This is a genomic window from Priestia sp. YIM B13551, from assembly GCF_042787905.1.
Taxonomy (GTDB): domain Bacteria; phylum Bacillota; class Bacilli; order Bacillales; family Bacillaceae_H; genus Priestia.
Genome location: NZ_JBHZOX010000002.1, coordinates 1,440,059 through 1,452,501 on the forward strand (window position 1 = coordinate 1,440,059; position 12,443 = coordinate 1,452,501).

The following is a 12,443-nucleotide window of genomic DNA, read 5'->3' on the forward strand; positions in this document are numbered from 1 at the left end:
CCTATAAAAAAAACAGCAGGATTGTACTCCTACTGCTTACTTTGTTTCACGATGAAGTGTAACTTTTTTAAGTCTTGGGCTGTATTTTTTTAACTCAAGACGATCTGGGTTATTACGCTTGTTTTTAGTTGTAATGTAATTACGGTCACCAGTTTCAGTGCAAGCTAATGTAACGTTTACGCGCATCTATTTTCCCTCCAAACATTATAAACATAAATCAGACTTTAATATAATATCATTTTTCGAAAGGAAATGCCAGTCTGTTTTTTTGAAGAAAGTCATTTAATTTCATTTCTTCACTTTTTCTTTCCTCTTAGAGCCCTGAGCTCCTTCTCTGCTACGCCTTATATATAGATGAAGTTTCTTGAAATAAGCGGAACTCTTTTTATGAGAGGTGTACTTCCTTTCTTTTAAATAAAAGCCATTATTTACACTCTTTGATACTCTTGTATTTTTTCTACAAAATATGCCGACAGCTTCTTGGCAGTCTGAGTGTTTAACGCCTCTGAATAAATATTTAATACAGGCAAGTGACCATCGGGCAAAATAAGCGTCCATTCATGGGGATCATGGTAAATTTTTAAGCCATCAATGACATACACTTGTTTACCGATTGCTTCTTCTAATAGTTTCTTCATCACTTGTTCTTGAATTTCTAGCGGACATGAAATATACCGCCAGTTCATATAAGCGTGCGGGACATATTGAATCATTTCAGAAATTTTCCGCTGTTGCACCATAATTAATTCGATCAGCTGACATAAAGCGTACATGGCATCTAACTGAAATTGAACGGGCCCCAAAAGACTAAGCAAATCACGTTTTTTTGCTTTTGTCCTCATAAATGATTGATTGAGAGATTGAGCAAATGTTTCTAGTGTGGATGAATAGTGTATAGGAATAGGAACGAATGCTACTTTTTTTGTCATGTATACGCTATAAATATAAAGCGACATAATTTCTGAGTCATTTACGCTGCAGCCTTTTTCATCATATAGAGCAAATGTTTCTCCATCTTCTTTAATCTGAATACAAAAAGACAGCTTATTTCGTTTAATTATTCGTTTGATTTCTTCTGTTTTCTCCCATTTGTTTAAAAATAAAACGTGGACACGAAGACGCTTACATAATAATTCGACAACTTCCTGTATAAACGGCGAACAAATCACGCCAATCCTCGTACTGTCTTCTAATAAAATATGCTGATTAATTGATTTTACTAAAGCATCGCAATATTCTTCCCTGATATTTCCTATCCTTGTTTCTTTAAGTGAAACAGAAGTTGTTATGTTTGCTTTTTTAGCTTGAAGGTACATCCGCTCAATCTTTTTTTCAATAAGCTGATTAACTAATTGCCCTTTCTTATCATATATTTCTAAAAAGAGGCCGCTGTTTTTGCTATCCACACCAATATAAATACCAATGCTCGCTTGTGAAGTCATCATGTAATATCGAAATACCGGAAGAGCTTCTTTTTTAATATCATACACAGCTGAATGATTACTCCGTAAAAAAGAAAAGCATTCTTTGCGAAGTTGAATGGCTTCTCCTTCATCATCGCTTGCTAGACAGAACGACCCTTGGTGTTTGCATACAAGTAATAACGCATTGTATAGTCTTTCTCGATCAACAGATGAATGTACATACAGGCGACCGTTTTTGAAGATAGAAACATCTGGTTTTACAGAAAGTTGAGGTAGCACTTGATTTTCAGCTACTGTATCTTGGACATACGTAGTCATTGCTTGAACATTTACATAGGGACCTATCGTAGCGTTGTATAAAAACGATTCTGCCCCCACCGTTACGTTTTGAAGCAAAATCGTTTTATCGATTGCAGCATGTGCTTCTATGATACTATTGGTTCCGATAATCGTGTAAGGACCAATTGAAGCACCTTTTCTAATCACCACATTTTCTCCTACGTAAACCGGATCGTAAATAGTCACCCCTTCTTCTATAAGCGCGTCATCTGAGACAATACTTTCCTGTCTATTGCCAAACCACTTCCTCCACAAATCATAGTGTGCTTGACGATAATGGTGGATTTGCCCAATATCAATCCAATAATCTTCCGTTACAAAACTGCACACAGTATGATTATATTCCAAAAGAAGCGGGATAATGTCAAAGCTAAAATCTGTAGGACCATAAGAATTCACGTAATCAAGAACGGATTTTTTGATCACATACACTCCCGTATTAATCAATCGGCTATTGGCCTGTTCGTAGGTCGGTTTCTCTACAAATCCCGTGACTCGATGCCCTTCATCTATCGTCACCACTCCATAACCCCGCACGTCGTTTACTTCTTTTGTAACAATGGTCATTTCGCTTTTTTGTTCATAATGAAAATGAATAACGTCTTGAAGATTAATTTCTGTTAAGGCATCTCCACTAATAATAATACAGTCTTCCTCAATAAAGGCCTCTGCTCGCTTAATTCCGCCCGCTGTTCCAAGAGGCTCTTTTTCGATAAAATAAGTAAGCGTCACTCCCCACTGAGAGCCATCCCCAAAGTATTCAATAATTTGTTCATGCCTATACTGCAGCGTAATCCCAATCTCTGTAATTCCATGTTTCTTAAGCAGTTCAATGCTATATTCCATCACAGGTTTATCGTAAAGCGGCAGCATAGGCTTTGGAATCGTATAGGTCAAGGGCTGCAGTCTTGTTCCTTTACCGCCAGCAAGTATAATGGCTTTCAATTTTTTGCCTCCCTCCTTTTTTTATCCTGGCAAATGTGATGTTGAAACAGCTTACTTGTATCAATAGCGATTTTTTCCCAGCTAAACATAGTTGTTGCTTTTCTATACCCATTTTCGCTGATTTTCGCAGCCGTTTTTTCATTTTTTAACAAAAATTCAATACAGTTGATTAATTCGAGCGTATCTCCTCGGGCAAACGTCAGGCCCGTGTCGAAATGTGAAACAATATCACTTAGACCTCCTGTATCGGCAACGATAGTTGGCTTCTTGGCTACCATCCCCTCTAAAGCCACAATTCCAAAAGGTTCATATAGACTTGGAAAAACAACCATTTTGCAAGCTTGAAGAAGCTGATTTCGTTCGTTATCGGTAATGTATCCAATAAAATACACGTATTTGTCTAATTGCTTTTCACTTACCTGTGTTCGAAACTCATGAAGTAAAGGCCCTTTTCCTGCCACAACGAATTGAACATCTATTTGTTTTTTCTTAAATAGTTCCGCTGCTTCAATAAATAGCTGAAATCCTTTTTCATATACAATTCGTCCAATTGAAAAAATAATAGGGGCCTTTCTAAAATTATATTTCTTTTGTAAACTTTCTTTTAACCGCTCATTTACTGCGTCGACTACCAGCTGCTTGTCAATTCCATTTGGAAATATAGCAATTTTATCTTGCTCTACGTGAAATAAAGTGATTAATTCTTTCTTCATATAGTCGCTGCAGACAATGATTGAGCTTGATTGTCGAATCAGCTCCTCTTCTTGCAAGTGAATTTTCTGCTGCATGTCATTATGAATACCATTATTGCGCCCATGTTCTGTTGCATGAATGGTCGTAATTAGCGGTCTATCCGTTTTATCTGCTAAACATTTTGCAGCGGATGCAACAAGCCAGTCATGAGCATGAATAACGTCAAAAGACAGCTTGTAGCCTAACTGCAGTCCTCTAAGAGCCATAGCCACGTTCAAACTGTTTACCCATGTCAAAAAATCCGGATGATGAGGCTGCAGGCTTTTAACTCGGTAAACGTGAACACCGTATAAACGCTCATATTCCGGCAGCCCCTCTACATACGTTGTTAATACACTAACATGATGGCCCGCCTTTGCTAACGCTCTGGATAAATCAAATACATGTCGTGCAAGTCCTCCGATAACTAGAGGAGGGAATTCCCATGCAAGCATTAAAATGGAGAGACCGCCTTTATATTGATTTACTGATAAAGCCGCCGGCTCTATCTCTTTTGTAGGGTATAAAAAAGAACTTCCTGAAAGAAAACTGTTTTCGCTATCCATCCTTGGATTCTCTTCGTGACAAAGAAAATCAAATAGTTTTACTTGCCTTTCGTATTCATCTCTGACTTTTTCAAAATTATAAAGCCAATCGCTGCTACTTAAAAGGAGCCACTGTCGGTAGATAGCATTCACCACGCTAGGATGTTTAGAATCGATAAAATCTAGCATCGCCTCTGACTTCTGTACGGTTGAAATAAACAATTGATTGTTCTCACTAACAAATTCAGCGCTTTTTGTTGCACCGTAGAGTGCAAGAGTTTCGTTTTGATGAAACTCTATATCCCTCGCGTAATCTAAAGGATATTGAAATGTACCGCTTGCTGCTTGCATTCGCTGAAAGCCAAGCGTGTCCTTAGCCTTCAAATCCAAAACAGCGCTCGCTTTATTCATTGTTCCTTCCTCAACTTGTTTTCCTTGCTTAGGATATGGAAACAAGATAATGCCAGCAGGCGACTTTTTTAGTTCATCTGTTGATGACTTCACAAAGGTATAGCGCATTTCATGAGATTTTAGGAGCATATCTACTTGATGAGTATACTCTCCTTGCTGTATAAAAAAACCGACGGGCTTTTTTTCAAAAAACTGTTGAAAAACACGTATTGCTTCTGTAATTTGGAGATTTAATGTTTGTTCGGTTTTAAGGGTGGAAACGAACGCGTTCGTTACGGTAGTAGGAATACATTCCATCATGTCATGCTGAAAGAAATATTTGCAGGCTGAGAACAAGCTCCCGTTCCACTTTTTTAAAAAAGTGAGTGCTCTCTGATGCTGCCGGCTTGAAAACTGGTGTAAATATTGAGCGTAACGAGTGTTAAACTCCTCGTCGTTTAATGCGTTCAAAAACACACAAGACATCACAGCTGTTGCACCTATCAATTTCTTAGACTCAATTTGATCTAAAAAAGGGATGAACTCGTTCGTTACTTGTTCAAACAGCGGATACTCACTCTCTGTTTGAAGTACATGTAGCAACGGACAATGCATATAAGTTAAAAGAATACAGTCATCACTATTCATATTGCTTCTTCACCTGCTCCAAGTCATTTGAATATAAGGAATATGTGCTAAATTCATTTTGAACACCCTGGTGAACTTTTACAGGTTCGTACATCCAGCCTAACGAAGTTACATTCACTTGTTCATGTTGTTCTTTCATCAAATAAACTGGATTCGAACGAAGAAGGGAAAAAAAACTTCCTTCTTTATCTTGAATACCAATATCTATTACATACGTGCGCTCACTTTCCAAGCTGTTCATAAACATGAAGTCTTGCTTAGGAGTAAGACCCTTCATATAATAGCGGTGTGATTCATGGCCGTTAAAATGAAGACCTGTTATATCATACGTACACATAGCTAGATTCAATTCTTCCCACCGTGTCGAAAACATACTTTCTACCATCTCTCGAATATGCTCAGAAAACGACCAGTGAACATAAATACGAGATGAGTCAAGCTGAGTAGCTATACACACATTTAAGTTTTGAATAAGATTAGCAGCCACTGTTTTATCACTTCGTTTCTTAGAATGTTTTTTCTACATATAAATGCCGTATAAACTTATTAACATCTTACCATTCAGAAAAAGTTGCCACAATAAACGCAATTTGTCGATTTGTGTTAAAAATTCAGGTTAACATAGTAATTATAATTTACTAACAAAAAAACCTCTTCGCTTATTAGAAGAGGTTTTTCTACTATTCGTTTAAGTCGTAGCGTTTGCCTTTTACAAGGTAAAATACGCTTTCTGCTACGTTAGTGGTATGATCAGCCATACGCTCTAAATAACGGGCTACAAATAAAAGCTGCGTAATTTGGTTCATAGCCTCCTGCTTTTCTTTAGCAAGACTTAAAAGTTCTTTGATTGTTATTCCGTAAAGTTCATCCACTTGATCGTCCATTTCCGCTACTTTTTTAGCCAGCACAAGATCTTCCTCGTGATAAGCTTTTAACGAAAGGCTCAACATTTCAATCGAAATATCGTGCATTTTCTTTACGTGTTCTAACGGCTTAATTAATTCTTCGTTTCCAATTCGTATAGCTGATTTTGCTACGTTAACCGCAAAATCTGCCATACGCTCAACATCCGAAGCAATTTTAATTGCCACAATGATACGTCTTAAATCGATAGCCACCGGCTGCTGCTTTGCGATCAGTAAGATAGCTAGGTCATTAATTTCTTCTTCTAAGTCATCCACGTATGAATCGCCGTCGATAATTTCTAGCGCCAGCTCAACGTTGCTTGTTTGCAACGCTTCAATTGATTTTGATAGCGCCTCATGCGTTAAGCGCCCTATTTCTAATAATTTTTCACGTAATATCTTTAAATCACCATGAAACTTTTCGCGTACAACCACTCATCCCATCTCCTTGTATGTCTTAACCGAAACGACCTGTAATATAATCTTCTGTGCGTTTATCAGATGGCATTGAGAAGATTTTATCTGTTTCTGCGTACTCTACCACTTCTCCATTTAAGAAAAATGCTGTTTTATCTGAAATACGTGCCGCTTGCTGCATATTGTGGGTAACAATAATAATGCTGAAGTCTTTCTTTAATTCTTGTACTAACTCTTCTACTTTTAATGTTGAAATTGGATCGAGCGCAGAAGTAGGCTCATCCATTAAAATAACGTCAGGTTCAATTGCCAAGCAGCGCGCAATACAGATACGCTGCTGTTGTCCACCTGACAACCCATTTGCATTTTGATTCAAACGATCTTTAACTTCGTCCCAAATAGCTGCTCCTCGTAAACTTTTTTCAACAATTTCATCTAGTTTTTTCTTGTTGCGAACGCCATGAATTCTTGGACCGTACGCAATATTATCATAAATAGATTTCGGGAACGGATTTGGCTTTTGGAAAACCATTCCTACTTGCGTGCGCAGCTCTTCCACGTGGTACGATTTATCAAAAATATTTTTCCCTCTATACTCAATCTCACCTGATGTACGGACAATTGGAGTCATTTCTACCATACGATTTAACGTTTTAATATATGTTGATTTTCCGCAGCCTGATGGACCGATGATCGCGGTAACTTCGTTAGCATGAATGTCTAAATCAATATTTTTTAAGGCATGTGTGTTGCCATACCATAAATTCAAACCTTTTGTTTTATATACAATTTCTTTTGTTTGCGGAGTATTTACTTTTTCTTTGTTAGTCAATTCCATTGTTATTGCCATTGGATAATCCTCCTTCATCGTCTTTAACCGTTTTGAGCACAATAAAAGTCTCTCTATGTCTATTTAATATCTATTGTTTACTATCAGTGTAAATAAATACGAGAAGCCGAAACGCTTCCCCTTATTTTGATCATTTCTATTAATCCTTACACTTACAGAATAATAGCCGACTATTAATTGTGTTTTAACTCAATGTAAAGCTTTTGTAAACGAAGGTCTATCTGCGTGTTTTTTAGGTAAAAAACTAGTTCTTACGACCCTTAAATTCAATAAAAAACCATATATGTAAAGATTTTTAACAAAAAAAGAAGAGGTAGAGACATAACTAAATCAATTCAATCTAAAGATGGATAAATTAGATAAATAAGCCAGTATGAATTACTTCCGACACCACTGTTGATTTTCGTGCAAGACTTCGCTTTCCACGAACGGCCGGTGAGTCTCCTCGTCGCTTCGCTTTTCCTGCAGGAGTCTTCACCTTGCCCTCCAATCAACCGCTAAAAGCACCTACATACACGAAATCTACGTTCACCCTACAAATAAAAAATCCGAACAAAGTTGATTCTTAACCAACTTTGTTCGGATCTTAACTTCAATTAATATGTTTTTGTTCCAGCCTCTTTAATTGGCGTCGTTTGCAATGACAGCCTGTTGATTCTCTTCTTGGTCTTTTACTTCTTGTTCACCTTTTTTCTTTAAATCAAAATACGTATCGAGCGCAGAACGAGCAAGCTCTTTTGTAATGGTATTTGGTGCACTTGGCACAAATGCCGATGGTACCACCACAGCTACTGCAATTTCAGGATTATTTGCCGGAGCAAAGGCCACAAAGTTTGAATTATTAACTTTAATAGGGTCCCCTCCGCTTGGGTTTTTCTCATAGGCTTGTGCCGTTCCTGATTTACCAGCAGGATTATAGTTCGCTGTATGGAAAGCTGCATACCCTGTACCGCCTTGTTCTTGCGTAACGCGCTTAAAGCCACTTTGAACATCTTTAATGTATTCTTCTTTCATCGTGATACGATTTAACACATCAGGCTCAAATGAATGCTGCGTACCGCCAATTTCATCGGTTTTAATCGTTGGTTTTCGGATTTCTTTTACTAGCTGCGGCTTAATGCGATACCCTCCATTAGCTATTGCAGAAGTATATTGAACAAGCTGCAGCGGCGTGTACGTATCATACTGACCAATTCCTAAATCAAGCGCCGTACCTGGAACATCGCTTCCACCTTGGACACCTGTTGATTCGTTATCAAGGTCTATGCCTGTTGATACGCCTAAGCCGAACTGACTGTAGTAAGAACGCAGTTCGCTGAATGTATCAGGTTTAATCGGTAAAGTCATGTTTTTATGATACTGTAACCCAGCCATAGCCATTACCGTTTTAAACATAAATACGTTGGATGAATATTTTAACGCAGATGAATACGTTAAGGGTCCTAGCCCTTCAGCCTCAGCTGATTTTTTAACCGGTGTTCCTTTAATTTTTAACGGTTCATCAACGAACACTGTGTTTGGCTTAATAGCTCCTGAATCTAAGCCGGCTAAAACCGTTGCTCCTTTTACAACAGAGCCCATTGCATAAGATGTTGAAATATTTCCCAATGCAAAATCTTCTATTTTAGGCGCTCCAGTCTTCTTATCAATGGTGTATTTTTTACCTGCCATTGTTAAAATTTCTCCTGTGTGAGGATCCATCATAATAACAAAAGCACGGTCTAAAAATTGCGTTCCTTTCATTTGCTTTTTGGCTAAAAGCTGGTCCGTAATTTGTTTTTCTACTGCTTTTTGAAGCTCCATATCAATAGTTAAAACCAAATCACTGCCGCGTTCACCTTTAGACACTTGAATTGTATCAAGGAGATTTCCTTTTTTATCTGTTACATATTGAACTTTTTCTTTTTGACCGCTGAGCTGGGCTTCGTATTGCTTCTCTAAATAGCTCGTCCCAACTTGGTCATTTCGGCTATAGCCTCTTGACAAGTAATACTGTACTTTATCTTTGGGCAGTCCTTCGTTGGCAGATGATACATTTCCAAGCAAAGTACGGAGAGTACTGTTTTCTGGGTATGAGCGATCCCAATACGTTGTTGTATCAACACCTGGAAGTTCATCTAAGTGCTCACTTACAACGGCATACTCTTCATTTGTCACACCGCTCTTAACAATTTGCGGGGTGTTAGAGTAACCTGCCTCCATTTGGCGCTTAATAGCGAGAACTTCTAAATCACTCTTTAGACTTTCTAAATCTTTTTTAGAGATGCGGTCTAACTGATGTTGATACAGTTCGTCATCAGTCATTTCACCATCTTGAACTTTTTTGCGATCAGCTTGCGTAATTTTCTGTTCCGCTTCTTTAGGGTGAAGCATAATCCAATAATCCTTCATATCGCGTTCTGTAATTTTCACCACATTTTTAGCATCTTTATTCTTTTTATTTTCTGGAATATCAATCACATTTGTGGTGTAAGGAACATCGATCATAGTGGCTAACTTTTTAGCGATGCGCAGCCTTTCTTCAGCTGTATTTCCTTGAAAACGAGTATATGTAATCGTATTTAAAGAGGTATTATCTACAATTACGCGGTTATAACGATCGTACATTTTCCCTCGAGGAACAGGCGTACTGACCGTAACGTCCTGTGTTTTTTCGACTTCTCGTTCGTAATTCTCACCGTACACAATTTGAACAAGTCCCAACCGCAAAATTAATACGGAAAATAGGGCAAATACGGTCAAGAAAAGTAAGTTCACACGAAAAGGCACGTGACTTTTTCTTCTTTTTTTCTTTTTCATACCAACACCTACACTTTATAAAACATATATACCATAACACCATAAAATCAGACATTTAGCAAATAAATAGACACCTGGCAGGTGCCTATTTACACAACGTATTTATTCTAAAAGAAAAGCGAAGCATTTTCCATAGTACAAATGAAGGAGCTGACAACACTCTAAGCTGGAGACTCTCCGTCTCCTTCATTTAATACCGGAGGAGTAACAGTCGTTTCTTTTTTGTGCAGAGGCTGTGAGATATGTCTCACACAAAAATAAATGATCGTATGCCCTGCTCCAACAATAGCTAATAAAATGGGAATACTTTTTGCTTCATCAAAAATTAGTACAGCTATTAAAAATAAAGATATGGAAACGACGCGCCCGATATTCAGAAATACTTCTCTGACAACAATGTATTCAATTCTTTTTGAAACAACGTCTTTTGCTCGTCCAATCACATCGTACGTTAGAGAAATGAATGGAACCAACAAAATAGGATAGGCAATGGCAATACAAACAGCATATATAATTAACTTTGGATACGATAAGTTAAAGATAAGCAAAAAGACTGCTCCATAGAGAAGGAGGCCTCCTGTGAAGATAAACCGAAGGCGATTTTTTTGCTTAATAAACCTTGAGGCAACATAGTATCCTACAAACGCAACCGCTGAATTCACCAGTCCATATGTTCCTAAAGCTAATTCACTTCCCGTCGTAATAAATACCATGACGGATACAACAAAAATGAACGTACCTTCACGCAACCCTTGAAAGAAATGAGCCTGCAATATTCGATTCCAGTCTTTATTGACTTTTCGTTCAGCCCATACTTCTTTAAATTTGTATACTCCTTCCGCTGCGCGTCTTGTAATAAAAAAACTAAGCACAACGGCACCGATAAACAATAGCAGCGATACACCAAACACAATTTTATACCCAAGTGATTCATACAAAGCGGAAATAACAAAGCCCGCTCCTAAAGGACCAATCATCCCTGCAAAAGAGTTTAAGATCCCTAAAAATCCGTTGAAAAAGTCTCTTGTATCAGGTTCTGTAATTTCAAAAGTTAGCACATTAAAAGCTAGCCAATAAAAGCCGTATCCTATACCCAGCAGTCCACCAAGCAATACTAAATACTCGGCTGCGTTAGCTCCACTGACTAATACAGCGATATAAAAAACAGCTAAAAAAGATACACCTAACCTTAAAACCACAACCCGGTCAATTCGTTTGGCCCATTTACCTGCTAAAATAAACGTAAGCGGCTGAAGCACCACTACCGCTAAATTATAAATAGCGAGATCCGAAAATTCGCCTGATTGTTTCCACAGATAAATGTTAACAAACGAATTGGAAATTGAAATAGCCAAGGCATAAAGACCGCCTATAATTAAAAGCAAAAGTAAATCTTTACTAACTTCTACATCTCCAACTACTTTTTTTAATAAAGGCATATCAAAAAACTCCTTTTCTCTTCTACACCTAGTGTGTGAAAAAGAAAAGGAGATATGTAAAAGAATTGGAAAACAAAAAAGCCAGTAAAGGTAATAATTACTTTACTGGCTCTTAAATACGTCTTCAGCTTATTTTGCAGCGTCGTAACGCTTAGCAACTTCGTCCCATTTTACAACATTAAAGAATGCTGAAATGTAATCTGGACGGCGGTTTTGGTAATTTAAGTAGTAAGCGTGCTCCCAAACGTCTAGACCAAGAATTGGCGTTTTGCCTTCCATTAATGGGCTATCTTGGTTTGGTGTGCTTGTTACTTCTAATTCGCCGTTGTTTACAACTAACCAAGCCCAGCCAGAACCGAAGCGAGTTTTAGCTGCATTTGCAAATTCTTCTTTGAATTGATCAAAGCTGCCGAATTTGCTAGCGATAGCGTCTGCTAATTCACCAGTTGGAGCACCGCCGCCGTTAGGGCAAAGGATTGTCCAAAATAATGAGTGGTTCGCATGACCGCCACCGTTATTGCGTACTGCTGTACGGATATCTTCAGGAACAGCATCTAAGTTTGAAATTAACTCTTCAATACTTTTGCTTTCTAAATCCGCTTTGCCTTCAACAGCAGCGTTTAGATTTGTAACATATGTGTTGTGATGTTTTGTGTGGTGAATATTCATTGTTTCTTTGTCGATATGTGGTTCCAGTGCATCGTATGCATAAGGTAGTTCTGGTAATTTGTAAGCCATGAATAATTCCTCCTTCAAAATATGTAAGCATTTTGGCGCAAAAGCACCATATACGTTTAGATTAGCAAATTTACCCTACTGTTTCAAATAAAAAGTTCCTAATCCATGATTTATATTTACCTAATTCCCATTCGCTATTCTTTTAAACATAAAAAAAGCTTCTTTTTCTCAAAAGAAGCTTTGAATAGACAATAGTATGGCGGAGGAAGAGGGATTCGAACCCCCGCGGGCTTTAACACCCCTGTCGGTTTTCAAGACCGATCCCTTCAGCC

10 protein-coding genes are annotated in these 12,443 nt (G+C 37.9%); all 10 read right to left on the minus strand.

The window, feature by feature from the left end:
- Window positions 1–36 precede the first annotated feature (36 nt).
- The gene (gene rpmG, locus ACFX4N_RS17030) at window positions 37–186 is read right to left on the minus strand and encodes a 50S ribosomal protein L33 (protein WP_013059189.1); all 150 of its coding nucleotides are present in this window, start codon (window positions 184–186) and stop codon (window positions 37–39) included.
- Window positions 187–428: 242 nt separating this feature from the next.
- The gene (locus ACFX4N_RS17035) at window positions 429–2,708 is read right to left on the minus strand and encodes a sugar phosphate nucleotidyltransferase (protein ID WP_057274029.1); all 2,280 of its coding nucleotides are present in this window, start codon (window positions 2,706–2,708) and stop codon (window positions 429–431) included.
- Window positions 2,705–5,023, minus strand: a complete 2,319-nt coding sequence (locus tag ACFX4N_RS17040; protein ID WP_057274030.1) for a glycosyltransferase — start codon at window positions 5,021–5,023, stop codon at window positions 2,705–2,707. Before ACFX4N_RS17040 ends, ACFX4N_RS17035 begins: the two co-directional genes overlap by 4 nt.
- On the minus strand, window positions 5,016–5,510 hold the full coding sequence (locus ACFX4N_RS17045; protein ID WP_025601556.1) for a DUF4912 domain-containing protein: 495 nt from the start codon (window positions 5,508–5,510) through the stop codon (window positions 5,016–5,018). The genes ACFX4N_RS17040 and ACFX4N_RS17045 overlap by 8 nt, the downstream gene beginning before the upstream one ends.
- Before the next feature lie 193 nt (window positions 5,511–5,703).
- Window positions 5,704–6,363 carry a phosphate signaling complex protein PhoU gene (phoU, locus tag ACFX4N_RS17050; protein ID WP_013059193.1) on the minus strand — a complete coding sequence of 220 codons (660 nt, stop codon included), beginning with the start codon at window positions 6,361–6,363 and terminating at the stop codon, window positions 5,704–5,706.
- Between the two features lie 22 nt (window positions 6,364–6,385).
- Window positions 6,386–7,183, minus strand: a complete 798-nt coding sequence (gene pstB / locus ACFX4N_RS17055) for a phosphate ABC transporter ATP-binding protein PstB (protein ID WP_370506071.1) — start codon at window positions 7,181–7,183, stop codon at window positions 6,386–6,388.
- A gap of 367 nt (window positions 7,184–7,550) precedes the next feature.
- On the minus strand, window positions 7,551–7,673 hold the full coding sequence (locus ACFX4N_RS17060; protein ID WP_013059195.1) for a hypothetical protein: 123 nt from the start codon (window positions 7,671–7,673) through the stop codon (window positions 7,551–7,553).
- A gap of 143 nt (window positions 7,674–7,816) precedes the next feature.
- Window positions 7,817–9,994 (minus strand): peptidoglycan D,D-transpeptidase FtsI family protein, encoded by a 2,178-nt coding sequence (locus tag ACFX4N_RS17065; protein ID WP_098807516.1) that lies wholly within the window; start codon window positions 9,992–9,994, stop codon window positions 7,817–7,819.
- Window positions 9,995–10,155: 161 nt separating this feature from the next.
- Window positions 10,156–11,433 (minus strand): MFS transporter, encoded by a 1,278-nt coding sequence (locus ACFX4N_RS17070; protein ID WP_025601562.1) that lies wholly within the window; start codon window positions 11,431–11,433, stop codon window positions 10,156–10,158.
- 129 nt (window positions 11,434–11,562) lie between these two features.
- Window positions 11,563–12,171 (minus strand): superoxide dismutase SodA, encoded by a 609-nt coding sequence (gene sodA, locus ACFX4N_RS17075; protein ID WP_013059198.1) that lies wholly within the window; start codon window positions 12,169–12,171, stop codon window positions 11,563–11,565.
- Between the last annotated feature and the right edge of the window lie 272 nt (window positions 12,172–12,443).

Bases quoted from the DNA above. Each gene is read 5' to 3' on its own strand.
- rpmG (WP_013059189.1), bottom strand. From the start codon at position 186: ATGCGCGTAAACGTTACATTAGCTTGCACTGAAACTGGTGACCGTAAT.
- ACFX4N_RS17040 (WP_057274030.1), bottom strand. From the start codon at position 5,023: ATGAATAGTGATGACTGTATTCTTTTAACTTATATGCATTGTCCGTTG.
- pstB (WP_370506071.1), bottom strand. From the start codon at position 7,183: ATGGAATTGACTAACAAAGAAAAAGTAAATACTCCGCAAACAAAAGAA.
- ACFX4N_RS17065 (WP_098807516.1), bottom strand. From the start codon at position 9,994: ATGAAAAAGAAAAAAAGAAGAAAAAGTCACGTGCCTTTTCGTGTGAAC.
- ACFX4N_RS17070 (WP_025601562.1), bottom strand. From the start codon at position 11,433: ATGCCTTTATTAAAAAAAGTAGTTGGAGATGTAGAAGTTAGTAAAGAT.
- sodA (WP_013059198.1), bottom strand. From the start codon at position 12,171: ATGGCTTACAAATTACCAGAACTACCTTATGCATACGATGCACTGGAA.